Genomic DNA, 25,222 nt, shown 5'->3' with positions numbered 1-25,222 from the left:
CGGTCACTCCTCGCGGATGGCCCGGGCCAGCATGTCGGTGATGGGCTTGGTGATGTAGCTGGCGAAGGTGCGCTCGCCGGTGCGGATCATCACCTCGGCGGGCATGCCGGCGAGCAGCTGCATGGACTCCGCCATCGACTCGCGGCCCGGCTCGGTGACCCGCAGGCGCACCCGATAGAAGCGCGCGCCGGTGGCCTCGTCCACCTGGCTGTCGGCGCTGACGAAGATCACCTCGGCGGGAATCACATTGGTCAACCGCTGGTTGAACGCGGAGAAGCGGATCTCCGCCGGCTGGCCGGGGTAGAGCTGGTTGACATCGCGGTCCGGCACCCGGGCCTCCACCACGAAGCGGTCGTTGCCCGGCACGATGTCGAGCAGCGGGTCGCCACTGCGCACCACGTCGCCGATGGAGTGCACGCGGCGCTCCACCACGGTGCCGGCCACCGGCGCGGTGACGGTGCTGCGGCCCACCTGGTCCATCAGCGTGGTGATGCGCTCCTCGGCCTCGGTTACCCGGGCCTGGACCTCGCGCAGCTGCTCGCCCAGCTCCTTGTGGAACTCCTGGTCGCGGATCTCGCGCTGCATGCGGTTCTCGCTCACCTGGGAGGCGAGGCGGGCGATCTCGGCCCGGCGGCTGGCGATATCGCCCTCCAGCTCCAGCCGGTCGCGCTCCACCTCGCGCAGGCGCTGGTTGTTGACCATGCCCTTCTCGAAGAGGCCGCGCAGGTCGCGCTCCTCCTCGCGCAGCGAGGCCGCATGGCGCTCGTTGATGCGCACCACCTCCTCGAGCCCCTCGATCTGGCGGCGCAGCTGCTCGGCCTGCTCGTCCAGCGCCTCCAGGGTGGCGCGGTGGGAGTGGCCCCGGGCGGCGAACAGCGCCTGCTGCACCGCCAGCACCTCCTGCACACGCGGCAGGTCGCTGGCGGTCAGCTCCTCGGGGAGCGCCAGCGCCTCGGCGCCGCGCTGCTCCGCCAGCAGGCGCAGCTCGGCGGCACGGCCGACCAGGTACTGGGTGCGCACGATCTGCAGCTCGCTGCGGGCCTGGATGTCATCGATCACCACCAGCGGCTGGCCGGCCTCGACCCGGTCGCCATCGGCCACCAGGATCTCGCGCACGATGCCCCCCTCCAGGTGCTGTACGGTGCGCCGGAAGGACTCCACCGCCACGTGACCCGGCGCCACCACCGCCACGGCGAGGGAAGCGGTGGTCGACCAGGCCAGGAAGCCCCCCAGCCCCAGGCCGAGGACCAGCATGCCCAGGCGGCGATAGCCGCGGTCGCTGACCGGCACCTTCTCGCTGTACTCGCCCTCCAGGGAGGCGGGCGTGACGTCGATCTCGGGGCGACCCGGCACCCCGCCGCGATGCCCGGCAGGCAGGCTGCGGCTCTCCTGCTGGCTCATGGTGTCTGTCCCCCGCGAGGCTCATCGCCGGCCTGGTGGTCCTCGCTCCCGGCCGCGGCCACTGCCGCTCGCCCGGCGCGGGCGACCCGCGCCTGGGGCGCCGGCTTGCCCTGCATGCGCTCCATCACCTGGGCGGTGGGGCCGTAGAGATGGACCTGCCCCTCGCGCAGCACCAGCAGGCGGTCCATGCCGCGCAACAGGCTGACCCGGTGGCTGATCACGAATAGGGTGACGCCCTCGGCCTTGAGGCGCTGGATCGCCTCGGCCAGGGCCCGCTCGCCGACGTCGTCAAGGCTGGCATTGGGCTCGTCGAGCACCACCAGTACCGGGCTGCCGTAGAGCGCCCGGGCCAGGGCGATGCGCTGGCGCTGGCCGCCGGAGAGGGCTCCCCCGCCGACCGAGATCACGGTGTCATAGCCCTCCGGCAGCGCCAGGATCATCTCGTGGACGCCGGCCTTGCGGGCCGCGACCACCACCTGCTCAGGGTCCACCGCGCCGAAGCGGGCGATGTTCTCGGCCAGGGTGCCGTCGAACAGCTCGATGTCCTGGGGCAGGTAGCCCACGTGGGGCCCCAGCGCCTCGCGGTTCCAGTGCTCGATGTCGGCGCCATCCAGGCGCACGGTGCCCGCCAGGGTGGGCCAGACGCCGAGCAGCACCCGCGCCAGGGTCGACTTGCCCGCCGCGCTGGGGCCGATGATGCCGACATGGACGCCCGCCGGCACGGCGAACTGGATGCCGCGCAGGGTCGGTGTGCGCAGGCCGGGCGGCGCCGCGGCCACGCCCTCCAGCACCACCTCGCCCTTCGGTGCCGGCAGCGACATCCGTGGCGGCTCCCCCGGGGTGCGGGCCAGCAGCTCCTGGAGGCGGCCATGGGCCCCCCGGGCGGCCACGAAGCCCTTCCAGGTGCCGATCATGCGATCGATGGGCGCGAGGGCGCGCCCCATGATGATGGAGCCGGCGATCATCATCCCCGGGGTCAGCTCGGCGCGCAGCACCAGCCAGGCCCCCAGCCCCAGGATCAGCGACTGGGCCAGCAGCCGCAGGGTCTTGGAGGTGTTGCTCAGGGTGTCTGCGCGGTCGGCGGCGCGGGAGTGGCCAGCCAGATAGTCGCGGTGGCGACGCGCCCAGCGCCCCATGATGGCGGGCAGCATGCCCATGGCGTGCAGCACCTCGGCATTGCGCAGGTTGGAGCCGGCCAGCTCCTGGGCCTTGATGTGCTCGGCGTTGGCGGCGGCCTGTAGCGGCTGGGTCAGCTTCTCGTTGAGCAGGGCCAGCAGCACCAGCACCACCGCGGCGCCGGTGGCGAAGAGCCCCAGCCAGGGGTGCAGCAGGAAGAGCACCGCCAGGTAGACCGGCACCCAGGGGGCATCGAAGAAGGCCAGCAGGCCGCTGCCGGCGAAGAACTGCCGCAGGGTGCCGAGATCGCTCAGCGGCTGGGCCGACTGGCGCCCCTCGGTCATCAGGCTGCGACGGAACATGGCCTGGTAGAGGTCGGCGCTGAGCAGGGTATCGAGGCGATTGCCGACCCGCACCAGCATGCGCGAGCGCACCAGCTCCAGCAGGCCCATCACCGCGAACAGGAAGACCACCACCAGGGTCAGCATCAGCAGGGTCTCGCCGCTCTGGGTCGCGAGCACTCGGTCGTAGACCTGCAGCATGTAGATGGCCGGCACCAGCATGAGCAGGTTCACGAACAGGCTGAAGAAGCCTACCGACAGGAAGGAGCCGCGGCACGCCTTCAAGGCCTGCTGCAGCGCCGTCACGCCCTGCTGTTCCGCCATGCTGCCCTTCCCCCGCCGTCACTGCTGCCCCCGGGTTCATGACCCGCGGACTTGTTTACGAAAAATAACAGACTGGACGGCAAAGCGACAGATTTCCGTGCCCCTCGACGCGTGCGCCCCGCGCCGTTGTCACGGCGCGGGGCGCGGGCTGCGAGGCAGCAGGCGGCGGGGTCGATCACCCCGCCGCCTGGCCGGTTCAGCGGTAGACGGGGAAGTTGGCGCAGACGGCCTCGACCTTGCCCTTCACCTCGGCCTCGATGGCGACGGAGTCCTCGCCCTTGGCCATGACGTCGAGGATGTCGCAGATCCAGCCGGCGAGGTCCTTGCACTCGCCCTCGCCGAAGCCGCGGGTGGTCACCGCCGGGGTGCCGATGCGCAGGCCGGAGGTGACGAACGGGCTCTGGGGGTCGCCCGGCACGGCGTTCTTGTTGACGGTGATGTGGGCGCGGCCCAGGGCGGCGTCCGCGTCCTTGCCGGTGAGCCCCTGCTTGATCAGCGAAAGCAGGAAGAGGTGGTCCTCGGTGCCGCCGGAGACCACCTCGTAGCCGCGCTCGATGAACACGCCGGCCATGGTCTGGGCGTTCTTCACCACCTGCTGCTGGTAGGTCTTGAACGCGGGGTCCATGGCCTCCTTGAAGCAGATCGCCTTGGCGGCGATGACGTGCTCCAGCGGGCCGCCCTGGCCACCCGGGAAGACCGCGGACTGCAGCTTCTTCTCGATCTCGGCATCCCCCTCCGCGGAGAGGATCAGGCCGCCGCGGGGGCCGCGCAGGGTCTTGTGGGTGGTGGTGGTGACCACGTGGGCGTGGGGCAGCGGGGTCGGGTAGACACCGGCGGCCACCAGGCCGGCCACGTGGGCCATGTCGACCAGCAGGTAGGCGCCCACCTCGTCGGCGATCTCGCGGAACTTCGCCCAGTCGATGACCTGGGAGTAGGCGGAGAAGCCGGCGATGATCATCTTCGGCTTGTGCTCGCGGGCCAGGGCCGCCACCTCGGCGTAGTCGATCAGGCCGCCCTCGCCCAGGCCGTACTGGACGGCGTGGTAGTGCTTGCCGGAGAAGTTGGGCCTGGCACCGTGGGTCAGGTGGCCGCCGGCGTCGAGGCTCATGCCCAGGATAGTGTCGCCCGGCTTGACCAGCGCCTGGAAGACGGCGCCGTTGGCCTGGGAGCCCGAGTGGGGCTGGACGTTGGCGTAGCTGGCGCCGAACAGCTCCTTGGCGTAGTCGATGGCCAGCTGCTCGACGATGTCGACATACTCGCAGCCGCCGTAGTAGCGCTTGCCGGGATAGCCTTCCGCGTACTTGTTGGTGAGCTGGCTGCCCTGGGCTTCCATCACCCTCGGGCTTGCGTAGTTCTCGGAGGCGATCAGCTCGATGTGCGCTTCCTGGCGCGCGACTTCCTTCTGCATCGCGTCGAACAGCACGTCATCGAAACCGGCAATCGTCATGTCGCGGCTGAACATGGGCGGGGGACCTCGCATCAAGGGGGAAATCTGAGGGCGACATGATACCCCAGCCCCGGGGCGCTTTCACATGAAACGCCATCATCCCGAGCTGCAGGGGATTCATGACGCCCGCCTCTCGCTCCCGGTCAGCGCGTCTCCACGCGCAGGGAGAGCCGGTCGGGCAGCGCCAGGGGATCACCGGTGAAGGTCTCCAGGTTGCTCTCCGCCGGCAGGCTGATCGCCAGCTCGAGCTCGCTGGCGCTGCCCTCCATCAGCTCGACCAGGCCGATGAGGAAGGCCTGCACCTGGGGGCCGAACATCATGCCGAAGCCCTGGGCCTGGGTCCGCGCCTGTTCCAGGTACTGGGCCTCGCTGATGCCCTCCAGGGCCGCGCCCAGGGTGGCCAGGCGGCCGAAAAGCCCCCGGTCGGAGAGGATGAGCGTCACCTCCCCGCCCAGCAGGGTGGCGGCCTCCAGCAGTTCGCTGTCGGCAAACAGCTCGGCGGGCTCGGCGTCCTCGGGCAGCACCAGCGGCAGCTCGATGTCGAGGGCCAGGCGCAGGGCGTCGTGGAGGGTGAGCTCGCTGTCGCTGCGCAGCACGCCGTGGGCCTCGCTCGGCTGCCAGTCACCGCGGAAGGCGGCGTCCAGGTGCAGCGCCCCGCTGCCGTCGGTGAGCACGTTGCTGGCCATGCGCAGCCGGGTGCGCTCCTCTTCTGGCGCCAGCTCGATCATCCGCGCCAGGTCGAGGCGCAGCTCGTCGACCCGGACCCCGCCCTCGCCGTCCGTGAAGTCGCCGTCGATACGCAGCCGCGCCAGCGAGCCGACCATGCGCTCGGCCTCCACCGCCAGGTCGTTCAGCTCGAGCAGGGAGAGTTCCTCGGCATCCTCCTCGTCCAGGCCGCTGAGTCCCTCGAGGCGCAGGCGGCCCAGGGTGAAGGCGCCGGAGCCAAGCTCGTCCAGGTCCTGGCCGGTGCCGGCCACGTCGGCGATCTCCAGCCAGTCGATGGCCTCCCGGGAGATCCCCTCGCCGCGGATCCGCGCGACGCTGAGCCGGCCCTCGCCCATGGGCTCGCCCGAGAGCTCGGCGACCAGCGCGGAGGCCAGTTCGACGACCAGGCCGTCCACCGCCAGGCTGCCGAGACGCATCGACGCCATCGCCTCCTCATCGCCGAGGGGCAGCACCGCCCGGGAGGGCTCGCCCAGCACGATCCGCTCGATCCCGATCAGCAGCATCTCGGTGAGGCCTTCCTCCAGGCGGACCCCCTCCACCAGGACCTCGTCGGGGCGGTCGTAGTCGCCGCTGACGCGGTAGCGGTCGATCAGCAGCCGCTCCCCCTCGTCGCTGTCGAAACGCAGCGCCTCGGCGGTGACCCGGTCGCGCAGGAGCGCACCGGAGACGTCGCCGATCTCCAGGCGGCCCTGGCCGGCGAACAGGGCACGCAGCTCGGCCTCGAGGCGCTCCTCGTCGGCCAGGGCCGGCGGGGCCGCGACCAGGGCCAGGCTCATGGGCAGGGCAAGCAGCGCCGAGGCGCGGTTGGGGCGAGACATGGATCACCTCCTGTGTGATCGATGGAAACAGGGCCGGAACAGAGACAGCCTAGCTCAGACGGCCGAGGCGAGGCGCGCCTCGAGCCGCTCGTTGACCCGCTCCAGCACCGCCAGCCGGGCGCGACGCTTGTCATCGCAGGCGATCAGCGACCACTCGGCGCCGGGAAGGTGGGTGCGGGCGAACATCTCGTCGATGGCGCGCTGGTAGTCGTCCCAGCGCTCGCGGTTGCGCCAGTCCTCGTCGGTCAGCTTGTGGCGCTTGTGGGGCGTGGCGGCGCGGGCCTCGAAGCGCCGGAGCTGCTCGTCCTTGTCGATGGCGAGGAACAGCTTGATCAGCACCCCGCCATGGGCCAGCAGCTGCTGCTCGAAGTGGTGGATCTCGCCATAGGCGCGCCGCCACTCGGCCTCGGAGGCCAGCCCCTCGACCCGCTCCACCAGCACCCGCCCATACCAGCTGCGATCGAAGAGGGCGATGCGCCCGTCGGCGGGCAGGCGGCGCCAGAAGCGCCAGCCCCAGGGCAGCGCCAGCTCCTCGTCGCTGGGCGCGCCGATGCGGTGGACCCGGTACTGGCGGGCATCCAGCGCCGCGGTGACCCGATGGATGCTGCCGCCCTTCCCCGCCGCGTCATGGCCCTCGAAGGCGATCACCACCGGGATGCGCCGCCGGGCGACCTCCCGGGCGTTGGCCGCCAGGCGGGCCTGCCCGTGGGCCAGGCGCTCGCGGTAGGCGGCCTTGTCGAGGCGCGCCTCCACCGCGGCGCTGGCACGACCCAGCGAGGGGACGCCGGACGCCTCGTCGGGCAGCGTCGCAAGCGTCGCCGCCGGTGGCTCGGGCGGCTTCTCCATGGCCGCCAGCAGGGCACGGCCGACCCGGGTGAGCTGCTCCCCCGGGTCGCGGAAGGGGAGCCGCTGCCAGGGGGCATGAGGGGCGCGGGTGTCCTCGCGCAGCGTCCGCCCGATGGCCTCGATGACGGCATGCTGGCCATGGCGCTGCCACTCGTTCACGCCGACCTGCCAGGCACGGGCCGGGTCCTGCTGCAGCTCGGCCAGGTGGCGGCGCTGCTCGCGTCGGCCGATGTCGGTCCACAGCTTGAGCAGCACCACCCCCTCGGCGGCGAGCTCCGCCTCGAAGGCGCGGATCTCCGCCAGGCGGTCCTGGAAGGCGCCGGGAGAGAGCCGCCGCTCGGCCCGGGCAAACAGCGCATCGCCGTACCAGCCATGGATGAAGATGCCGATGCGGCCGCGGTCGGGCACCCGCCGCCAGTAGCGCCACCAGTAGGGGCGCGACTGCTCCTCGCTGCTGGGCCCCAGGGCATGGACCTCGGTATGGCGGTTCTCCAGCCAGTGGTTGAGGCGGTTGACCACCTGCCCCTTGTGGGTCGCCGCATGCCCGGTCAGCAGCAGGATCACCGCGCGCCGCTTCTCCCGGGCCAGGGCGAGCTGGGCATCCAGCAGCCGGTAGCGCAGGGTGTCGGAGTTCATGCCATCTCCTCAGGTCTCGCCCAGCAGGCCGAGGCTCGCCGCTGGCGCCTGGCGGCGCAGGTCCCGGGAGAGCAGGTGGCCGATGGCGCCGATCAGCAGCGCCCCGCCCAGCGGCAGCGCCAGCCACAGCCCGCCGTGCAGGCGCGGCGCCAGGTCGAACCAGGCCAGGTAGATGGCCGCGGTGGCCAGCTCCGCCAGCAGCGCCCCCATCAGGCCGCTGGCGAGGCCGAGGATCGCGAACTCCGCCCCCTGCACCCGGGAGAGCATGCGGTTGCCGGCGCCGAACACCCGCAGCAGGCCGCTCTCGTGGGCCCGCACCGGGCGGCTGGCGGTCAGCGCCGCGTAGAGCACGCTGACGCCGGCCAGCAGCACGAAGCCCAGCACCAGCTCCACCGCGCGGGTCACCTGGGTCAGCAGCTCGCGCACCTGCCCGAGGATAGCGTCGACGTTGAGCAGCGTCACCCCGGGAAAGGCCCGCACCAGCTCTCGCAGGGTGGTGGTCTCCCCGGCGTCCAGGTGGAAGGCGGTGATGTAGCTGTGGCCGAAGCGCTCCAGCACCCCGGGCGGGAAGATCACGAAGAAGTTGGGGCGGAAGCTGTCCCAGTCCAGGTTGCGCAGGCTGGCCAGCTCGCCGACGATCTCCTCGCTGCCGATGGTGAAGGTCAGGGTGTCGCCGAGGCGGAGCCCGAAGCGCTCGGCCAGGCCATCCTCCACGGAGATCGGCACCCGGGTCACCGCGGGCTCGGCGGCCACCTGGCCCAGCCAGCCGCCGGGCTCAGCGCCCTCCAGGGCATCGAACCACTGCCCCGCCACCAGGCGGTTGCCCTCCGGCAGGGTCTCCCGCCAGGTGAGGTTGAGCTCCCGGCGCAGGGTGTTGTCGCCGCGGGCATCCGCCGGCACCGCCTCCCGGGGCGGCAGGTCGTTGATGGCGGTGATGCGCCCGCGCACCATGGGGTAGAGGGCGCTGCGGGCATCGGCGGCGCTGCCCAGGGTCGCCTCGAAATCCTCGCGCTCGTGGGGCTGGATGTTGATGGCGAAATAGTTGGGAGTGTCCTCGGGGAGCTGGGCCTCCCAGGTGGTCAGCAGGTCACCGCGCACCAGGGCGATCATCGCCATGGCGAAGAAGGTGACCGAGAAGGCCAGCAGCTGGCCGAGGCTCGCCGTGCGCCGCCGCGCCAGCTGGGCCCCGCCCAGGCGCAGCGCCTGGACGAGGTCATCCTGGCCGCCGCGACGCGGCAGGCGGTCGGCCAGGCGCAGCACCCCGCCGAGCAGCAGCGAACCGAGCCCCCACAGCACCACCAGCATGACGAGCCCGCCGAGCAGCAGGCCCACGGAGAGGCCGAGGTCGCCGGAGTAGAGCCACAGCAGCCCCCCGAACACGGCGCTGGCCATCGCCACCACCAGCCAGGCCGAGGCGGGCAGCGGGTCGAGCTCGCGACGCAGCACCTTGAGCGCGCTGACCTTCTTGAGCCGCAGCAGGGTCGGCCCGGCGAAGCCCACCAGCACCGCCAGCGCGGTGAGCACGCCGAGCCACAGCGGCAGCGCCCCGGGGGGCGGCAGCTCCATGGGGAGGAAGGCAGTGAGCAGGGCCAGCAGCCCCGCCTGGCCGGCCAGGCCCAGCACCGCGCCCACCGCCGAGGCCGCCAGCGCCAGCCACAGCAGCTGCAGGCTGAATACCCGGATCAGCTCCCGCTGGGTGGCGCCGAAGCAGCGCATCAGCGCCGCGGTGTCCAGGTGGCGATCCACGTAGCGGCGGGTGGCCATGGCCACCGCCACGCCGGCCAGCAGCACCGCGGCGAGCCCCGCCAGGCTCAGGTAGCGCTCGGCGCGCTCCAGGGCGTTGCCGAGCTGGGGGCGGTCGCGGTGCACGTCGCGCACCTCGACCCCGTCGCGCCGCAGCTGGGCCAGCAGCGGCGCCAGGTCGTCGATGATGTCCGGCGGCCCGGCGGCCAGCAGCTCGAACTCCACGCGGGAGCCGTCCTGCACCAGCTCGGTAGCCGCCAGGTCATCCATGTGCATCATCAGCCGGGGGTTGAAATTGCCGAAGCCGGCGGACTGGTCGGGCTCGCGCTCGACCAGTCCCGCCACGGTCAGCTCGGTCTCGCCGACACGCACCCGGTCGCCGATCTCGGCCTCGAGCAGCAGTGCCAGGCGCGGCGCCAGCCACGCCTCGCCGGGCGCGGGGCCCCGGGCCACCACCTCGGTGCCCTCGCCCAGGTCCACGTGGACCCCGCCGTAGAGCGGATAGCGCCGGTCCACCACCTTCACGCTGGCCGGCTGGAAGGCGTCGCCGAGGCTGGCCATGGAGACCATGTCCACCTGGTCACTGAGCACCAGGCCGGCCTCCTCCAGGGTCTGACGCAGCTCGGCATCGAAGGGGCGGCCCTGCTCCAGCACCAGGTCGCCGCCCAGCAGCTGGCTGGCCTGGCGCTCCAGGCCGCGGTCCAGGCGGTCAAGGAAGAAGCCGATCATGGTGGAGGCGGCCACCGCCAGGGCCAGGGCAACGAACAGGGCGCGCACGTCGGCGGCGCGCAGGTCCCGCGCCAGGCCCCGGGCGGAGAAGCGCGCCAGGCGCAGGGCGGTCAGGCTCATGCGCTCACCTCGTCGAGGTGCAGGGTCTCGAGGCGGCCGTGGTCCAGGCGCAGGCAGCGGTCGCAGCGCCGCGCCAGGGCGTGGTCGTGGGTGACCAGCACCAGGGTGGTGCCGGCCTCGCGGTTGAGCGAGAAGAGGGTCTCGATGATGCGCTCGCCGGTGTCGGGGTCGAGGTTGCCGGTGGGCTCGTCGGCAAACACCAGCTCGGCGCCGGTGACGAAGGCACGGGCCAGGGCGACCCGCTGCTGCTCGCCGCCGGAGAGCTGCTTGGGCAGGTGGTCCAGGCGCTCGCCCAGCCCCACTCGGGTGAGCCACTCGCGGGCGCGCGCCTCGGTCCCGGCCCGGGGCGAGAGCTCCAGCGGCAGCATCACGTTCTCCAGCGCGGTGAGGGTCGGCAGCAGCTGGAAGTTCTGGAACACGAACCCCACCCGGCCGGCCCGCAGCCGGGCCCGGCCATCCTCGTCCAGCGCCGCGAGGGACTGCCCGAACATCGAGAGCTCGCCGCCGGTGGGCAGGTCGAGCCCGGCCAGCAGCCCCAGCAGGGTCGACTTGCCCGCGCCGCTCTGGCCGAGGATCGCCACCGTCTCGCCGGGGAACACCGAGAGGGCCAGGTCACTCAGAATGGTGAGCTGCCGGTCGCCGCTCCTCACCTGCTTGGCCAGGTGCTCGGCGTGTAGAATCGGTGCCATGTCCATGCGAGAGGTATCGTTCATGATGAAGGGATTCCCTGGTTGTGCATATCGTCGATTGACCGCCTGGCTGCTGGCCCTGCCGGTGACGATCACCCTGACGCTGGTCGCCGGCGCGGCGCTGGCCGAGGCCCGACCCACCCTGCTGGTGATGGGCGACAGCCTGAGTGCGGCCTACGGCATCGAGGCCGACGAGGGTTGGGTCAGTCTGCTGGAAGCGCGCCTCGACGGAAAGGCGCGGGTGGTCAACGCCAGCATCAGCGGCGAGACCAGCGCCGGAGGTGCCAGCCGGCTTCCCGAGCTACTCGGACAGCATGCCCCCGACATTGTTCTGCTGGAGCTCGGCGGCAACGATGGCCTGCGCGGCCTGCCGCCGGGACAGTTCGAGGCCAACATGACCCGCATGGTCGAGGCGAGCCTCGACGCCGGCGCCGAAGTGCTGCTGCTCGGCATCGACATCCCGCCCAACTACGGGCAGGCCTATCGGGACGCCTTCACCGGGGTCTACCACCGCCTGGCCGAGGAGTTCGACCTGCCGCTGGTGCCCTTCCTGCTGGAGGGGGTGGCACTGGACGAGACGCTGATGCAGGGCGACGGCATCCACCCCACGGCCGAGGCCCAGCCGCTCATCCTCGACAACGTCTGGCCTACACTGAAACCCATGATGGAGGGGATGAACCATGGATAATCCAGATTGGGACCAGCAGGAACGCAAGGAACAGGCTGAAGCCTTGCTGGAAATGCTACGGCTAGGCGAAGAGAGCCGAGCCACCGGCAAGAGCATGACCGCCGAGGAGTTCATAGCGCGGCTCGAGGCCAGGCACGAGGCACGCCGTGGCGAATCGTCATGACCACGCCACAACGCGTGCTCTTCGAGTATCAGCGGCTCTCCTGAGCCGCCGGCGCCGGGCTCTTCTGCCACTGCTGCAGCCCCAGGCCGCCAAGAATCAGCACCAGGCCGATGAGCGTTGAGGCCAGGATCGGCTCCCCCACCACCAGGTAGAGCAGCAGCAGCGACACCGGCGGCGAGAGGAAGATCAGGTTGGAGACCTTCGCCGTGCGCGACACCCGGTGCACGGCAAGCTGCCAGAGCACGAAGGCGATGCCCATCTCGAAGAGCCCCACGTAGACGCCGGCACCGAGCCCCGCCCAGCCGTGCCACTCGAGTCCCGGCCCGGCCAGCAGCAGCACCGTCAGCACCGGCAGCCCGACGCTGAAGTTCTGCCACTGGGCCACCAGGGGCGGACGGTGGTCCCGGGCGTTGAGCAGCCAGTAAAGCGCCCAGATCAGCGTCGAGGCCAGCGCCATGGCGACCCCCAGCGGGTCGGCGAAGGCCACGTCGAACACCGCCCCGCGGGTGGCGATCACCCAGACCCCGCCGTAGGCGATCAGCCCGGCCAGCACGTCGATGCGGGTCAGCCGCTGACCGAGCAGCGGCACCGCCAGGAAGGCCATGGCCAGCGCCCAGGTGTAGTTGAGCGCCATGGCCTCCTGGCCGGGCAGGCGGTCGTAGGCGCCGAACAGCACCAGGTAGTAGGCCACCGGGTTCATCAGCCCCGCCCAGGCGGCGGTGCGCCAGCCGTGGCGAAGCGCCTGGCCCGCCAGCCCCTGGCGGGCCACCAGCACGCCGATCAGCGCCCAGGAGACCAGCGAGGCGAGCCACATCAGCGCCAGCGGCGACATGTAGGTCAGCGCCACCTTGAAGGCGGTGGCCACGGTGGACCACAGCGCCACCGCCCCCAGCCCGTAGAGCATCGCCTGGCCGTCGCGGGTCATGCGTCACCGTTTCCGGAAGCCCGTAGGATGTGCCGTGCCTGGAAGTCGCGGCAGCGTCCAAGAGTGTCCGACAGCAGGGGATAGAGGCGCGCCGCGCTATTGATATTCTCGGCAATGGCGGCGCTATCGTTCAGGTACTCATGGGCGAAGGCGTTGCGCAGCTGGCGCACCTCCAGCCAGTCATCGACGGCAAGCAGCACACCGAACTTCTCCATGCGGTTCAGCGTATCCAGTAGCGAGACATCGGCGCCTGTATCTTCCAGGCTGGCCCGCGCCAAGGCCCGGAACAACTTGCCGGCCATGAAGTCCTGAAGCTTGCCGAAGCGACTCAGAAAGAGGTCCAGCCTGTCGATGGTGTCGTCATCCAGCCGGGGAACCGCGGCGGACTGGAGAGGAAGGTCGGGCTGAATGGCCCCCCAGGAGCGGTGCAGGTGGTGCTGCATGCGCTCCGCTACCTGCAACTGTTCCTCCAGAATGGTCTGGGCCGTCGTCATCACAGCCTCACTCCCTGCTCGAGGGCATCGCGATGTATCGGCCGCAGCGCTTCATCACGCGCCCGAATCAGCAGATCGATACGCCGGGGCCCCAGGCGTTCCCAGAGCCGACGCTGCAGCTGCACCTGCAGCCGCGAGCGCGGTTCGGCCAGTACCGGCAACTCGATGTAGAGGTCGATATCACCGCCGCGGCGCCGGTCATCGACCCGAGAGCCGAACAGATAGACGCGCGCCTCAGGGCCCAGCACCTCGGCAACAGACTCATGGATGATGGCGACCTGTTCAGGGGTCAGGCGCATGCGTGGCGCTCCCGGAAACAGATGAGTGACATGCCAACCTTACTATCGCGACAATGGAGACTACCATCCTACCAGCGAGGAGCCCCCATGGCCGCACCCGAGATCAGCCAGTCCCGCCTCTACGAATGGCTGACCGGCGACGAGGACAGCCGGATGTGCCGGGACATCCCGGACGAGGCCTGTGACGAGCAGCCGCGCAACTTCTTCCTCCACCTGGTCGCCTCGCTGGGCAACAAGCTGGCCGACGAGCTGTCGAGCGCCCGCCTGGTGCTGCCCTGGCTGATGGGGGTGATCGGCGCGCCACTGTGGATGGTGAGCCTGCTGGTCCCGATCCGCGAAGCCGGTGCCCTGCTGCCCCAGCTGTTCGTGGCCGGCTTCATTCGCCTCAGGCCCGAGCGCAAGTGGGCCTGGGTGGTGGGCGGGCTGCTCCAGGCGGCCGCCGCCGCCCTGCTCGCCCTGCTGGCACTGTTCGGCGCAGGCGCCGTCGGCGGCGGCCTGGTGCTGGCCGTGCTGGTGGCGCTGTCGCTGGCCCGGGGGCTCTCCTCCATCGCCACCAAGGACGTGCTGGGCAAGACCATCAGCAAGCAGCGGCGCGGCACCCTGATGGGCTGGAGCGGCAGCGTGGCCGGGGCCGTGACCCTGCTGGCCGGCGCCGTGCTGATGCTCTTCGAGGAGCGCCCCGGCGAGCTGGCCCTGGCGGTGCTGCTGGGGGTGGCCGCGCTGGGCTGGGCGCTCAATGCCCTGTGCGCGGCGCGCATCACGGAGACCCCGGGGGCCGTGGAGGGGGGCGACAACGCCTGGGACAGCATCCGGCTGGGGCTTCGCCTGCTGCGCGAGGACCGCGCCTTCCTGCACTTCAACGTCTCCCGTGCCCTGCTGCTGGCCAGCGCCCTGGCACTGCCCTACGTGGCACTGCTCGGCCAGCAGCAGAGCGGCACGCAGCTCGGCGGCCTCGGCGTGCTGATCGTGGTCTCCGGCATCGCCGGCATGGTGGCAAGCCCGGTCTGGGGCAAGCGCGCCGACGCCTCCAGCCGCCGGGTGATGCGCGACGCCGGGGCAGGCGCCGCCGCCTGCTGCCTGCTGGGTGCCACCTTCGTCTGGCTGCCGGGCGCATGGAGCCAGACCGTGTGGCCCTATGCGCTGGTCTATGCCCTGCTGGTGATCGTCCATGCCGGAGTGCGTCTGGGCCGCAAGACCTACGTGGTCGACATGGCCGGCAGCGACCGGCGCGCGCTCTATGTGGCGCTTTCCAACAGCGTGACCGGGGTGCTGATGCTGCTGGTGGGCGGGGCAGTGGGCGCCCTGGCCCAGTGGCTCGGCACCCCCGCCCTGCTGGTGGTGCTGGCGCTGATGGCGCTGGCCGCATCGGCCAGCGCCAGCCGCCTGCCGGAGGTCGAATAGGCCTGCCGCGTTGAAATCCCGTGGCCGTCTGGCCATGATGTAACCAGCTGTGAAGTGCCCGCCGCCGTCGCCCTACCCGGGCGGCCAGGACAGGATTCGCGACAGGAACGCCCAGAATGGAACGTCCAGAATGAAACGATCTCCCCTGATCAGCCCGGAACTGCTGGAACGCATTGTCGATGCCTCCGAGGATGGCATCGTGGTCGCCGAGCAGGAGGGCGACGAGAACATCCTGATCTACGTGAACAAGGGCTTCGAGCGCCTGACCGGCTACAACGCCGACGAGATCCTCTACCAGGACTGCCGCTTCCTGCAGAACGAGGACCGCGACCAGGAGGGCCTCGGGGCCATCCGCAAGGCCCTGGCCGAAGGGCGCCCCTGTCGCACGGTGCTGCGCAACTACCGCAAGGACGGCACCCTGTTCTGGAACGAGCTCTCCATCACCCCCGTCCATGACGAGGACGACAACCTGACCTACTACATCGGGGTGCAGAAGGACGTGACCGAGCGGGTGGAGGCCCAGATGGAACTCGAGCGCCTCAAGGCCGAGCACGGCCTCACCTGATCCCCTTTTCCTCCTGCCCCCGGCCCCGCCGGAACACCAGCCGGAAAAAAAGATTCTTCGCAGATCAGCGTGATGCTGCCTTGTGGGAGCTCGGGTTCCCCGAGCGAATGGCGCCGAAGGTGCCCCGGTGGTGTTGCTTACGCTTGCACCAGCCGCCAGGGAGTCCTTCGGCCTCCATTCGCCCGGCGGAGCCGGCCTCCCACCATTAAACCTGCCAAACATGTTCACGCCACAGTGCGAAGAAACAAAAAAAGTCCCCCCGGGGGCTTGCCCTGCCCCCCTCGGGGATATATATAGCGTCCAGGCAACGCCCGTTGCCTGCTGGCGCTTCGGGTTCCGCACCCAGAGATTGAAGAGAGCGGACGAGAAGCGATCGTGTGATGCGTCGACGCGGGGCGTCGACACCAGGCCATGGGAGGACGTCGCATGGGCCGTGAACACCTTCTCGATCCGGGGCTCGATGACGAGCAGGATTTCTCCGAAGCGGTGAACGACGACGACTACGGTCGCTCGCGTCCCGCCAGTCGCGCCGACACCCTGCGCGCCCGCCGCCGCGTGGAAGCCCTGCTCGAGGAGCGCCGCCTGCGGCGGGCCATCGAGGACGACTGGGCCATCGACGAGGAAGAGGAATAGGCCCCGGCTGGCCTTTGAACGCAGTGGCCACTATCATCGTGGCCACTGAAATCCTCAACCCAGTGGAACTCCATGGCGCAATACGTCTACACCATGAACCGGGTGGGCAAGGTCGTGCCCCCCAAGAAGCACATCCTCAAGGACATCTCGCTCTCCTTCTTCCCCGGCGCCAAGATCGGCGTGCTGGGCCTCAACGGTGCCGGCAAGTCGACCCTGCTGCGCATCATGGCCGGCGTGGACACCGAATACGAAGGCGAGGCGCGGCCGATGCCGGGCATCAACGTCGGCTACCTGCCCCAGGAGCCGGAGCTCGACGACGACAAGAACGTCCGCGAGACCGTCGAGGAGGCCCTGGGCGCCATCAAGGAGGCCCAGGAGAAGCTCGACGGCGTCTACGCCGCCTACGCCGAGCCGGACGCCGACTTCGATGCCCTGGCCGCCGAGCAGGCCCGCCTGGAGAACATCATCGAGGCCGCCGACGCCCACAACCTGGAGCGCAAGCTGGAAGTGGCCGCCGAGGCCCTGCGCCTGCCGCCCTGGGAGGCCCGCGTCGGACACCTCTCCGGCGGCGAGCGGCGCCGCGTGGCGCTCTGCCGGCTGCTGCTCTCCAGCCCCGACATGCTGCTGCTCGACGAGCCCACCAACCACCTGGACGCCGAGTCCGTGGCCTGGCTGGAGCGCTTCCTGCACGACTACAGCGGCACCGTGGTGGCGATCACCCACGACCGCTACTTTCTCGACAACGTGGCCGGCTGGATCCTCGAGCTGGATCGCGGCCAGGGCATCCCCTTCGAGGGCAACTACTCCGGCTGGCTCGAGGCCAAGGAGCAGCGCCTGGCCCGGGAGGCCAAGCAGGAGGCCTCGAAGAACAAGGCCATCAAGCAGGAGCTCGAGTGGGTACGCTCCAACGCCAAGGGCCGCCAGGCCAAGAGCAAGGCGCGCCTCAACCGCTTCGAGGAGATGCAGTCCGGCGACTTCCAGAAGCGCAACGAGACCAACGAGATCTACATTCCGCCCGGCCCGCGCCTGGGTGACAAGGTCATCGAGTTCCACGGCGTGGCCAAGGCGTTCGATGACAAGCTGCTCTACGAGGACCTGACCTTCACCGTGCCCAAAGGCGCCATCGTCGGCATCGTCGGCGGCAACGGCGCGGGCAAGTCGACGCTGTTCAAGCTGATCACCGGCAAGGAGCAGCCCGACCGCGGCGAGGTGGTGATCGGCGACACCGTCGATGTCGCCTACGTCGAGCAGCTGCGCGATGGCCTGGACGACAAGCAGACGGTGTGGGAGGCGGTCTCCGACGGCCAGGACATGCTCAACATCAACGGCTACGAGGTCTCCTCGCGGGCCTACGTGGGCCGCTTCAACTTCAAGGGCAACGACCAGCAGAAGCGCCTCAGCGAGCTCTCCGGCGGGGAGCGCGGCCGCCTGCAGCTGGCCCAGACCCTGAAGCAGGGTGCCAACGTGCTGCTGCTCGACGAGCCCTCCAACGACCTGGACATCGAGACCCTGCGGGCGCTGGAAGAGGCGCTGCTGGCCTTCCCCGGCTGCGCCCTGGTGATCTCCCACGACCGCTGGTTCCTCGACCGCATCGCCACGCATATCCTGGCCTTCGAGGGCGACTCCCACGTGGAGTTCTTCGAGGGCAACTACGCCGAGTACGAGGCGGACCACCGGAAGCGCGTGGGCGACGACACCCCGCACCGCATGAAGTACAAGCGCATCGACGCCTGAGTCGACGACGCCGGCCCATCATGCGCGAAGGCCCCTCCGGTTGGAGGGGCCTTCTGCTTGGGGGGCTCGATCGGAGATGGGATCGGTCAGCGTCGGCCGAAGATCAGCGATACCACGAACAGGATCAGGAACAGCACGAAGAGGATCTGGGCAATCGAGGTGGCGACACCGGCGATGCCCGTGAAACCGAGTACCCCGGCGATGATCGCGATGATCAGGAACAGCAGGGCGTTGCCAAGCATGGGGAACCTCCTTTTTCCGGTGGATCCGGTAATCATTTCCGGTACCGAGCGGGGCCTGCCTTCGCCCCGCGCTCCCCTACAGCCTTGCCAACCGCCTGGCGAATGGCAAGTTACGCTTGGTATCGCCCTGTAAGCCGCCTGGGCTCAATAGAACCCCGGCTCGCCCTCCGGCCGGGTCTTGAAGCGGCGATGCAGCCACAGGTACTGCTCGGGGTGCTTGCGGATCGCGCCCTCGATGACCGCGTTGACGCGCGCGGCATCGGCCACCTCGTCGCCGCTGGGGAAGTCCGAAAGCGGCGGCAGGTACTCGAGGGTGTAGGTGCGGTCGTCGGGGTTGCGGTGGAAGATCAGCGGCATCACCGGTGCCCCGGTCATGCGGGTAATCTTGGCGGTGAGCTTGATGCTGGCCGCCTCGATGCCGAAGAAGGGAGCAAAGACGCTGACATCGCGGCCGAAGTCCTGATCCGGCGAGTACCAGACGCCTCGGCCAGCCTTGATCCGGCGCACCACGCCGCGCAGGTCGTGGCGGTCGATGGCGGTGCCGAAGATCCGCGAGCGCGCCCGGGTCATGAAGCGCTCGAAGAGGGGGTTGTCGTGGGGGCGATAGACCACGTCCGCCGGGAAGAAGAGCGAATGCAGGGCCCCGCCCAGGTCGAGGGTGGAGAAGTGCACGCCGATGATCAGCGCTCCCCTGCCCTCGGCCAGCGCCTTCGCCATGTGCTCCTGGCCCTTGAAGGTGACACGGTGGCGAAGGTGCTCCGGGTCGCGGCACCAGCCGGTGGCGGTCTCCATGATGCCGATGCCGTTGGCGATAAAGGTCTCCCGTACAAGCCGCCGCTGCTGGTCATCATCCAGTTCCGGAAAGCAGAGCCGCAGGTTGGTCTCGGTGATATGACGCCGGCGCCTGGCGAGGCGCCAGGCGACCAGGCCGATCCCCTTGCCGACCCAGAGCTTCAGCCGCCAGGGCAGCCAGGCCGCCACGTACATGGCGCCGATGGCCAGCCAGACGGGCCAGTAGCGGGGATGGGCGAAGTTGGGCGAGGTGTCATCGTCCCTGGACATGCGCGGTTCCTGTCGGGCTTTCAAGAGTGCCCATGATAGCGCCTCGGGACCCTGGGCAGCACCCCGGTGAGCAGGGTGTAGCTGATGGTGTCGCAGTGGCGGGCCACCTCGTCCACCGAGAGCACCTCGCCGCCCGCCGCCCGGCCCCACAGCACTACCTCGCTGCCGATATCGGCCTCGGGGATGTCGGTGAGGTCCACGGTGAGCATGTCCATGGAGACCTTGCCGGCGATGGCGGTGCGCCGACCCGCCACCAGCACCGGGGTGCCGTCCACGGCGTGACGGTCGTAGCCGTCGCCGTAGCCCGCCGCCACCACCCCGATCCGCGAGGGGCGCGGCGTGGTCCAGCGGCCACCGTAGCCCACCGGCTCGCCGGCGGGCAGGTCGCGCACGGCGATGATCGCAGAACGCAGCGTCATCACCGGCAGGAGGCGGCGGCTCGCCGCGTTGGCGGCCTCCAGCGGATCGCTGCCGTAGAGCATCACCCCGGGGCGGTTCCAGGCCCCGTGGGCCTCCGGACAGGCCAGGGTGGCCGGCGAGTTGGCCAGGCAGAGCGGCGCGCCGAGGCGCTCGGCCAGGCTCGCCAGCCGCCCCATCTGGCGCTCGAGGTAGTGGCGATCCACCAGGTCGGCGGTGGCGAAGTGGCTCATCAGGTGCAGGTCGCAGGCGTGGCCCGGTGCCGCCGCCAGGCGCTGCCAGGCCGCCTCGGCCCGTTCCGGGGCAAAGCCCAGGCGGTGCATGCCGGAGTCCACCTTGAGCCATACCGGGATCGGCCGCGCCGGCCGGTAGGCCAGCAGCGCCTCCACCTGCCAGTCGCTGTGCACCGCCATCCACAGGCCCAGCGCCTCGACCCGCTCGAGCTCACTGGCCTCGAAGATGCCCTCGAGCAGCACCACGGGGGCGGTGATACCGGCCTCGCGCAGGACCTCGGCCTCCTCGAGGCAGGCCACCGCGAAGGCCGGGGCGAGGCCAGCCAGGGCGCGGGCACAGGCGACGAGGCCATGGCCGTAGGCATCGGCCTTGAGCACGGCGACGGCCTGGCTGTCGGGGGCCAGGGAACGGGCGAGAAGGTAGTTGTGACGCAGGGCATCGAGGTCGATATCGGCGATCAGCGGCCGGGCCATGGCGGAGTCCTGAAAAGCGGGCGAGAGACGAGCATTATCTACAGGCAAGGCAGGCAATTCATGGAAAAAGCCACCAAATAGTTGGTGGCTTGCAAGGAAATCAACTGACAATACGGGATCGATCAGCCGATCATCAGGATGGTGCCTGGGGCCGCTCGCCGATGTTCATCACCGGGTCGTCGTTGCCGGCGGCAGGCAGCTCCAGGGAGACGGCTCTGTCGGCCTGCAGCCAGGCATTGACCGCCTGGATCGAGGCGGCGTCGAGCAGCCCCGCCTGCTGCTGCAGGCGCAGCAGCCCCAGCACGTAGTCGTAGCGCGCCTCGGCGTGGTCGGCGATGGCGTTGAACAGGTTGCGCTCGGCGTTGAGCACATCGACGATGTTGCGGGTGCCCACCTCGTAGCCGGAGCGGGTTGCCTCCAGGGCGCTCTGGTTGGAGACGATCGCCTGGGCGCGGGCCTCCACGGTCTCCACGTCGTTGCTGACCCGGGTGAAGAGCGAGCGGACCTGCTGGACGGTGTCACGGCGCTGGGCCTCGAAGTCGTACTGGGAGACCTCCAGGGCGAAGCCGCTCTGGCGAATCTGCGCCTGGGTGCTGCCGCCGGTATAGAGCGGCATGCTGGCGCGCAGGCCGAGCTGGCTGCCGGAGTTGTAGCCGGAGACCCCGCTGCGGTCGTCGTCCGAGACGTCATAGCTGGCGAACGCCTCGACCCGGGGCAGCTGGCCGGCCCGGGAGACCTCGAGCTCGCTGCGCGCCACCTCGATGCCCGCCTCGGCCACCTGCAGCACGGGGCTGTTGTCCATGGCCAGCGCCACCCAGTCGGCACGGTCGACGGGCTCCGGCGGCACGATGGGAATCTCCTCGGCCAGGCCGTCGATGCTCTGGTAGCGCTGGCCGGTGAGCCGCTCCAGGGCCTCGAAGCTCACCTGCATGGCGCTCTCGGCGGCGATGCGCTGGGCCCGTGCCAGGTCGAAGGAGGCCTGGGCCTCGTGCACCTCGGTGATGGCGATCAGGCCCACCTCGAAGCGCTCGCGGGCCTGCTCCAGCTGGCGCTCGATGGCGGTCTCCTGGGAGCGCCGCGCCGAGAGGATGTCGTGGGCGCGCAGGATCTCGAAGTAGGCCTCGGCCACCTCCAGCAGCAGCTGCTGCTCGGTGGCCACCAGTGACAGGGCCTCGCGGTCGATCTGCCGCTCGGCCCGCGCCAGCTGGGCCGAGCGGGTGGCGTCGAAGAGCGCCTGGCTCGCCTCCAGGCTGAGCCCCAGGCGATTGACGTCGTCATCGCCCTGCTCCTCCGGCCGTATCAGGCTCCCGGTCTGGGTCTCGTAGGTGCGGCTGTGGGTCAGGCTGCCGGTGGCGGAGAGCTGGGGCAGCAGGGTGCCACGCTGGATGTCGCGGCCCGCCTCGACCGCCGAGAAGCCCGATCGGGCCGAGGCGAGGCTGGCATCGTTGTCCAGGGCGTCGCGGGCGACGGTCCAGAGGTCGGTAGCCTGGGCCGAGCCGGCAAGGGCGAGGCCTGCCAGCAGGGCCAGGCCGCGGCCCCGTCGAGGTAAAGTTGAGCGGGCCATGTGTCGTGAGTTCCTTCCTGGGGGCCGATTGCCCGCCATGCTGGTCGACCAGCGTACAGGAAATCGGCAATAGGGCCTGCGGCTTACTCGAAGATGGCGTCCAGGGAGAGCCCCTGCTTGTCGAGCACCCGGCGGAGTTTCTTGAGCGCCTCGACCTGGATCTGGCGAACCCGCTCGCGGGTCAGGCCGATCTCCTCGCCCACCTGCTCGAGGGTCGCCGCCTCGTGGCCGCGCAGCCCGAAGCGGCGCACCACCACCTCCATCTGCTTCTCGGTGAGCTCGGAGAGCCACTCGTCGACGTGCTGCTTGACGTCGCCGTCGACCAGCGAGGACTCGGGGCCCAGGTCGTTGTCGTCGGCCAGGGTCTCGATGAGCGGCTTGTCGCTGTCGCCGCCCACCGGGTAGTCCACCGAGGAGACCCGCTCGTTGAGCCCCATCATCTTCTTGACGGTCTCAACGGGCTTGTCCAGGTAGTCGGCGATCTCCTCGGCGGTGGCTTCGTGATCGAGCTTCTGGGTCAGCTCCCGGGCCGCCCGCAGGTAGATGTTGAGCTCCTTGACCACGTGGATCGGCAGGCGGATGGTGCGCGTCTGGTTCATCAGCGCCCGCTCGATGGTCTGGCGGATCCACCAGGTGGCGTAGGTGGAGAAGCGGAAGCCGCGCTCGGGGTCGAACTTCTCCACGGCGCGGATCAGGCCCAGGTTGCCCTCCTCGATGAGGTCGAGCAGCGAGAGGCCGCGGTTGAGGTAGCGCCGGGCGATCTTGACCACCAGGCGCAGGTTGGACTCGATCATCCGCGAGCGACCGGCGGGGTCGCCCTTGCGCGCCAGGCGACCGTAGAAGACCTCCTCCTCCGGCGTCAGCAGTGGCGAGAAGCCGATCTCGTTGAGATAGATCTGGGTGGCATCGAGGCTGTGGTGGTTGTGCCGATCCTCGCGACTCAGGGCCTTCTCGAAGGCCTCGTCGTCGTTGGGCGTGGCCTCCTCCCCGTCGGCCTCGTCACCCAGCTCCTCGATGGTGTCCTCGTCCTTGTCCTCGAGCGAGTCGAGATTCACATCCTGAAGGTCCCGTTCAAGCATGCTCATCGGTGTGGCTACCCTGTGGTTGCGTCCAGACGCCGTTGCCCGTCATCACGAGGATCGGCGCACATGATTGTTATTGTGTGACATCCCGTCGGCAGTCCTTCGACCCTGCCCGGGCCGGCCCGGTGCTCAGCGAGACGGCAGGTAGTCCAGGGGATCCTGAGGCTGGCCGTCCTTGCGCACCTCGAAGTGCAGCCTGACATCCTCGGCATCGCTGTCGCCCATGGTGGCGATCACCTCCCCCGCCTCGACCACGTCGTTCTCGCGGACGCGCAGGGTGTCGTTATGGGCGTAGGCGCTCAGGAACTGGTCGTTGTGCTTGAGCAGGATCAGGTTGCCGTAGCCCCTGACGCCGCTGCCCGCATAGACCACGATACCCGGCCCGGCTGCCCTGACAGGTTGCCCCTTTTGACCGGCGATATCAATGCCGGCGGTGATGCTCGAACCCTCGCCGAAACGGCCGACGATCTCGCCGTCCACGGGCCACTGCCAGTCCACCTCGGCGACCGGGGTATAGCTGCGCGAGCCACGGTCGCTGGCCTGGCTCCCCCCCGCCACCGCGGTGCCCGCATCGGCCTGGGGCGTGGCCGGCGCCTCCTCGCGGGGCGCCGGCTCCGGGTCGGGCTGCTCGGTGGCCTGCTGCTCGGCAGCGGCGACCTCACGGCTGGGCGCCTCGTCCACTGTCGGGGCCTCGGCGTCCTGCTGCTCGGTGGCCTGCTGCTCGGCGGCCCGCCGCTCCGCCAGGTCTCGCTCGCTCAGGCGGCCATCGGCGCCGGGGCTGTCGTAGTCGTAGACCGGCCCCGGGCCCGCCTCGCTGCCACTCACCTCGGCGACGCTTTCCATGGCCTGCTGGCTGGGCCCCTCGACCTGCTCGCCCAGCGGCTGGGCGGTCAGGCGCCGGTTGCGCTCGATCGCGCTCTCGTCGGGCAGCAGCCATTCCATGCCACCCTCGCCGCCGGCGGCCTGCTGGCCGCCCCCCAGCGGGGTGGCCACCACGCCGGTCCCTCCGGCCACCGCACTGGCCTCATCCTGCGCCGGCGCCTGGCCGTCGCCGCCCAGCGCCAGCCGCTGGCCGGGCTGGATCTGGTAGGGGGGGGCAATGCGGTTGAGTCGCGCCAGGTCGCGGTAGTCCATGTTGTGGCGCCAGGCGATCCCGTACAGGGTATCGCCCGCCTCCACCGTGTAGTGGGAGGCCGAGGCCTGTTCGCGACTGGTGGAGAGGTCGCGCACCTGCACCTGGGGGGCCTCGCCCTGCTGGGCGGCACAGCCCGCCACAGCCAGGGCCAGGCCGGAAATCATCAATACCTTACGCATCGGAGCCTTCCTCCTTGTTTGACTCTCTGGCCGCGCCGGTCGCGGGAGCTGCGCCGGCCTGCCGGGTCGAGTGGGCACGCCGCCCGCCGCGGTCGAGCAGCAGCACCAGGGCGGCCCCGGCCAGCATCAGCGCGCCCACCGCCACGAGCTGCGCCGCCTCGCCGGTCAGCAGCGCATAGTCGCCAGGGGTGAGATAGCGGTAGTCGAGGGGAATCATCTGCCCTTCCGGGCCCAGCTGGTAGCGTACCAGTTCCCGCCAGGGCCAGAGTACCGGCAGCGAACCGATGATGAAGCCCACCAGCAGCTGCAGGGTGGCGGTATGGTAGTGACGCAGCAGCCACGAGAGCAGCCGCGAGAAGACGAACAGGCCGATCAGGCACCCCACCCCGAAGATCGCGATCAGGCCCAGGTCGAAGCTGCGGATGCCCTGCATCACGGTGCCGTAGAGTCCCATGGTCAGCAGCAGGAAGCTGCCCGACACCCCCGGCAGCAGCAGCGCGCTGATGGCAATGGCGCCCCCCACCACCAGGATCAGGTTGGGGCTGCCGATCTGCATGACCAGCGGCATCAACGCGGGCAGGAAGTGGGCCAGCACCAGGCCTAGCACCAGCGGCAGCAGGTGCCACCACTTCCAGTCGGCGGGATGGCGGCTGACCACCAGCGCCGAGGCCGCCACCAGCCCGAAGAAGAAGCCGTTGAGCAGCAGCGGATGGTCGTCCATCAGCCACACCACCAGGTGGGCCACGCTGATCAGGCTGGCAGCGATCCCCACCAGCAGGGGCACCACGAAGGCGAGGTTGAGGTGAACCACCAGCATCGGCAGGCCACCGCGACGCCAGGCGACGAAGGCGCTGGGCCCGAACTGCTTGATGGTGTGGATCAGCTCCTCGTAGATGCCGGTGACGAAGGCGATGGTACCACCGGACACGCCGGGCACGGCGTCCGCCGCCCCCATGCCCGCGCCCCTGAGGAAGATACCGAGATGACGCTTCAACA

At 70.2% G+C, this 25,222-nt stretch carries 23 protein-coding genes; 6 read left to right on the top strand and 17 right to left on the bottom strand.

What is annotated here, in order from left to right; genetic code table 11:
* Positions 1-3: 3 nt before the first annotated feature.
* The 7 genes from BDK63_RS01960 to BDK63_RS01930 all read right to left on the bottom strand — a co-directional run bounded on the left by BDK63_RS01960 (position 4) and on the right by BDK63_RS01930 (position 10,960).
* Complete coding sequence (locus BDK63_RS01960) at positions 4-1,401, bottom strand: HlyD family type I secretion periplasmic adaptor subunit (RefSeq protein WP_183329633.1); 1,398 nt, start codon at positions 1,399-1,401, stop codon at positions 4-6.
* Positions 1,398-3,182 carry a type I secretion system permease/ATPase gene (locus BDK63_RS01955; protein WP_183329632.1) on the bottom strand — a complete coding sequence of 595 codons (1,785 nt, stop codon included), beginning with the start codon at positions 3,180-3,182 and terminating at the stop codon, positions 1,398-1,400. The genes BDK63_RS01960 and BDK63_RS01955 overlap by 4 nt, the downstream gene beginning before the upstream one ends.
* Before the next feature lie 196 nt (positions 3,183-3,378).
* On the bottom strand, positions 3,379-4,644 hold the full coding sequence (gene glyA, locus BDK63_RS01950; protein WP_183329631.1) for a serine hydroxymethyltransferase: 1,266 nt from the start codon (positions 4,642-4,644) through the stop codon (positions 3,379-3,381).
* A 128-nt stretch (positions 4,645-4,772) separates the two neighbouring features.
* Positions 4,773-6,173, bottom strand: a complete 1,401-nt coding sequence (locus tag BDK63_RS01945; RefSeq protein WP_246385670.1) for a hypothetical protein — start codon at positions 6,171-6,173, stop codon at positions 4,773-4,775.
* Between the two features lie 54 nt (positions 6,174-6,227).
* A complete protein-coding gene (locus BDK63_RS01940) occupies positions 6,228-7,655 on the bottom strand; it encodes a polyphosphate:AMP phosphotransferase (protein WP_183329630.1) in 1,428 nt (475 codons plus the stop codon).
* A gap of 9 nt (positions 7,656-7,664) precedes the next feature.
* On the bottom strand, positions 7,665-10,247 hold the full coding sequence (locus BDK63_RS01935; RefSeq protein WP_183329629.1) for an ABC transporter permease: 2,583 nt from the start codon (positions 10,245-10,247) through the stop codon (positions 7,665-7,667).
* Positions 10,244-10,960, bottom strand: coding sequence for an ABC transporter ATP-binding protein (locus BDK63_RS01930; RefSeq protein ID WP_183329628.1), 717 nt, complete (start codon positions 10,958-10,960; stop codon positions 10,244-10,246). Before BDK63_RS01930 ends, BDK63_RS01935 begins: the two co-directional genes overlap by 4 nt.
* Between BDK63_RS01930 and BDK63_RS01925 the strand changes: the two genes are divergently transcribed.
* Together BDK63_RS01925 and BDK63_RS01920 are read left to right on the top strand one after the other, a co-directional pair.
* Positions 10,959-11,624: an arylesterase gene (locus BDK63_RS01925; protein ID WP_183329627.1), complete on the top strand. Its 666-nt coding sequence runs from the start codon at positions 10,959-10,961 to the stop codon at positions 11,622-11,624. The genes BDK63_RS01930 and BDK63_RS01925 overlap by 2 nt on opposite strands.
* Complete coding sequence (locus tag BDK63_RS01920) at positions 11,617-11,787, top strand: hypothetical protein (protein ID WP_183329626.1); 171 nt, start codon at positions 11,617-11,619, stop codon at positions 11,785-11,787. The genes BDK63_RS01925 and BDK63_RS01920 overlap by 8 nt, the downstream gene beginning before the upstream one ends.
* Before the next feature lie 28 nt (positions 11,788-11,815).
* On the opposite strand, the gene BDK63_RS01915 is transcribed toward BDK63_RS01920, so the two are convergent.
* The 3 genes from BDK63_RS01915 to BDK63_RS01905 are packed head-to-tail and all read right to left on the bottom strand — an operon-like array spanning position 11,816 to position 13,505.
* Positions 11,816-12,712: a DMT family transporter gene (locus tag BDK63_RS01915; protein WP_183329625.1), complete on the bottom strand. Its 897-nt coding sequence runs from the start codon at positions 12,710-12,712 to the stop codon at positions 11,816-11,818.
* Positions 12,709-13,206 carry a hypothetical protein gene (locus tag BDK63_RS01910; protein WP_183329624.1) on the bottom strand — a complete coding sequence of 166 codons (498 nt, stop codon included), beginning with the start codon at positions 13,204-13,206 and terminating at the stop codon, positions 12,709-12,711. The genes BDK63_RS01915 and BDK63_RS01910 overlap by 4 nt, the downstream gene beginning before the upstream one ends.
* Complete coding sequence (locus BDK63_RS01905) at positions 13,206-13,505, bottom strand: nucleotidyltransferase domain-containing protein (protein ID WP_183329623.1); 300 nt, start codon at positions 13,503-13,505, stop codon at positions 13,206-13,208. Before BDK63_RS01905 ends, BDK63_RS01910 begins: the two co-directional genes overlap by 1 nt.
* 87 nt (positions 13,506-13,592) lie before the next feature.
* Between BDK63_RS01905 and BDK63_RS01900 the strand changes: the two genes are divergently transcribed.
* The 4 genes from BDK63_RS01900 to ettA all read left to right on the top strand — a co-directional run bounded on the left by BDK63_RS01900 (position 13,593) and on the right by ettA (position 17,838).
* On the top strand, positions 13,593-14,906 hold the full coding sequence (locus BDK63_RS01900) for an MFS transporter (RefSeq protein WP_183329622.1): 1,314 nt from the start codon (positions 13,593-13,595) through the stop codon (positions 14,904-14,906).
* 130 nt (positions 14,907-15,036) lie between these two features.
* Complete coding sequence (locus BDK63_RS01895) at positions 15,037-15,471, top strand: PAS domain-containing protein (protein WP_183329621.1); 435 nt, start codon at positions 15,037-15,039, stop codon at positions 15,469-15,471.
* 426 nt (positions 15,472-15,897) lie between these two features.
* Positions 15,898-16,104, top strand: coding sequence for a PA3496 family putative envelope integrity protein (locus BDK63_RS01890; RefSeq protein WP_183329620.1), 207 nt, complete (start codon positions 15,898-15,900; stop codon positions 16,102-16,104).
* 72 nt (positions 16,105-16,176) lie between these two features.
* The gene (gene ettA / locus BDK63_RS01885; protein WP_183329619.1) at positions 16,177-17,838 is read left to right on the top strand and encodes an energy-dependent translational throttle protein EttA; all 1,662 of its coding nucleotides are present in this window, start codon (positions 16,177-16,179) and stop codon (positions 17,836-17,838) included.
* A gap of 86 nt (positions 17,839-17,924) precedes the next feature.
* On the opposite strand, the gene BDK63_RS01880 is transcribed toward ettA, so the two are convergent.
* The 7 genes from BDK63_RS01880 to BDK63_RS01850 all read right to left on the bottom strand — a co-directional run bounded on the left by BDK63_RS01880 (position 17,925) and on the right by BDK63_RS01850 (position 25,181).
* The gene (locus BDK63_RS01880; RefSeq protein ID WP_183329618.1) at positions 17,925-18,080 is read right to left on the bottom strand and encodes a DUF1328 domain-containing protein; all 156 of its coding nucleotides are present in this window, start codon (positions 18,078-18,080) and stop codon (positions 17,925-17,927) included.
* 144 nt (positions 18,081-18,224) lie between these two features.
* Positions 18,225-19,142, bottom strand: coding sequence for an LpxL/LpxP family Kdo(2)-lipid IV(A) lauroyl/palmitoleoyl acyltransferase (gene lpxL / locus BDK63_RS01875; protein WP_183329617.1), 918 nt, complete (start codon positions 19,140-19,142; stop codon positions 18,225-18,227).
* A 20-nt stretch (positions 19,143-19,162) separates the two neighbouring features.
* Positions 19,163-20,266: an alanine racemase gene (gene alr / locus BDK63_RS01870; RefSeq protein WP_183329616.1), complete on the bottom strand. Its 1,104-nt coding sequence runs from the start codon at positions 20,264-20,266 to the stop codon at positions 19,163-19,165.
* 133 nt (positions 20,267-20,399) lie between these two features.
* Positions 20,400-21,830 carry a TolC family outer membrane protein gene (locus BDK63_RS01865; RefSeq protein ID WP_183329615.1) on the bottom strand — a complete coding sequence of 477 codons (1,431 nt, stop codon included), beginning with the start codon at positions 21,828-21,830 and terminating at the stop codon, positions 20,400-20,402.
* 83 nt (positions 21,831-21,913) lie between these two features.
* Positions 21,914-22,915 carry an RNA polymerase sigma factor RpoS gene (rpoS, locus tag BDK63_RS01860; RefSeq protein ID WP_183329614.1) on the bottom strand — a complete coding sequence of 334 codons (1,002 nt, stop codon included), beginning with the start codon at positions 22,913-22,915 and terminating at the stop codon, positions 21,914-21,916.
* A gap of 126 nt (positions 22,916-23,041) precedes the next feature.
* Positions 23,042-24,226, bottom strand: coding sequence for a peptidoglycan DD-metalloendopeptidase family protein (locus BDK63_RS01855; RefSeq protein WP_183329613.1), 1,185 nt, complete (start codon positions 24,224-24,226; stop codon positions 23,042-23,044).
* Entirely contained in the window at positions 24,219-25,181 is a 963-nt protein-coding gene (locus BDK63_RS01850) for a DUF368 domain-containing protein (RefSeq protein ID WP_183329658.1), read from the bottom strand. Before BDK63_RS01850 ends, BDK63_RS01855 begins: the two co-directional genes overlap by 8 nt.
* Positions 25,182-25,222: the final 41 nt, after the last annotated feature.

The sequence above is a fragment of the Halomonas campaniensis genome (assembly GCF_014193375.1).
In the GTDB taxonomy this organism is placed as follows: Bacteria; Pseudomonadota; Gammaproteobacteria; order Pseudomonadales; family Halomonadaceae; genus Halomonas; species Halomonas campaniensis.
This window is presented reverse-complemented; position numbering and strand designations above follow the sequence as displayed.

Coding starts and splice junctions, on each gene's coding strand:
- glyA (WP_183329631.1), bottom strand. CDS start 4,644: ATGTTCAGCCGCGACATGACGATTGCCGGTTTCGATGACGTGCTGTTC.
- BDK63_RS01895 (WP_183329621.1), top strand. CDS start 15,037: ATGAAACGATCTCCCCTGATCAGCCCGGAACTGCTGGAACGCATTGTC.
- BDK63_RS01900 (WP_183329622.1), top strand. CDS start 13,593: ATGGCCGCACCCGAGATCAGCCAGTCCCGCCTCTACGAATGGCTGACC.
- BDK63_RS01915 (WP_183329625.1), bottom strand. CDS start 12,712: ATGACCCGCGACGGCCAGGCGATGCTCTACGGGCTGGGGGCGGTGGCG.
- BDK63_RS01880 (WP_183329618.1), bottom strand. CDS start 18,080: ATGCTTGGCAACGCCCTGCTGTTCCTGATCATCGCGATCATCGCCGGG.
- BDK63_RS01905 (WP_183329623.1), bottom strand. CDS start 13,505: ATGCGCCTGACCCCTGAACAGGTCGCCATCATCCATGAGTCTGTTGCC.
- BDK63_RS01935 (WP_183329629.1), bottom strand. CDS start 10,247: ATGAGCCTGACCGCCCTGCGCCTGGCGCGCTTCTCCGCCCGGGGCCTG.
- BDK63_RS01920 (WP_183329626.1), top strand. CDS start 11,617: ATGGATAATCCAGATTGGGACCAGCAGGAACGCAAGGAACAGGCTGAA.
- BDK63_RS01955 (WP_183329632.1), bottom strand. CDS start 3,182: ATGGCGGAACAGCAGGGCGTGACGGCGCTGCAGCAGGCCTTGAAGGCG.
- BDK63_RS01910 (WP_183329624.1), bottom strand. CDS start 13,206: ATGACGACGGCCCAGACCATTCTGGAGGAACAGTTGCAGGTAGCGGAG.
- BDK63_RS01855 (WP_183329613.1), bottom strand. CDS start 24,226: ATGCGTAAGGTATTGATGATTTCCGGCCTGGCCCTGGCTGTGGCGGGC.
- BDK63_RS01940 (WP_183329630.1), bottom strand. CDS start 7,655: ATGAACTCCGACACCCTGCGCTACCGGCTGCTGGATGCCCAGCTCGCC.
- BDK63_RS01930 (WP_183329628.1), bottom strand. CDS start 10,960: ATGAACGATACCTCTCGCATGGACATGGCACCGATTCTACACGCCGAG.
- rpoS (WP_183329614.1), bottom strand. CDS start 22,915: ATGAGCATGCTTGAACGGGACCTTCAGGATGTGAATCTCGACTCGCTC.
- alr (WP_183329616.1), bottom strand. CDS start 20,266: ATGGCCCGGCCGCTGATCGCCGATATCGACCTCGATGCCCTGCGTCAC.
- BDK63_RS01865 (WP_183329615.1), bottom strand. CDS start 21,830: ATGGCCCGCTCAACTTTACCTCGACGGGGCCGCGGCCTGGCCCTGCTG.
- BDK63_RS01890 (WP_183329620.1), top strand. CDS start 15,898: ATGGGCCGTGAACACCTTCTCGATCCGGGGCTCGATGACGAGCAGGAT.
- BDK63_RS01850 (WP_183329658.1), bottom strand. CDS start 25,181: ATGGGGGCGGCGGACGCCGTGCCCGGCGTGTCCGGTGGTACCATCGCC.
- BDK63_RS01945 (WP_246385670.1), bottom strand. CDS start 6,173: ATGTCTCGCCCCAACCGCGCCTCGGCGCTGCTTGCCCTGCCCATGAGC.
- BDK63_RS01960 (WP_183329633.1), bottom strand. CDS start 1,401: ATGAGCCAGCAGGAGAGCCGCAGCCTGCCTGCCGGGCATCGCGGCGGG.
- ettA (WP_183329619.1), top strand. CDS start 16,177: ATGGCGCAATACGTCTACACCATGAACCGGGTGGGCAAGGTCGTGCCC.
- BDK63_RS01925 (WP_183329627.1), top strand. CDS start 10,959: ATGATGAAGGGATTCCCTGGTTGTGCATATCGTCGATTGACCGCCTGG.
- lpxL (WP_183329617.1), bottom strand. CDS start 19,142: ATGTCCAGGGACGATGACACCTCGCCCAACTTCGCCCATCCCCGCTAC.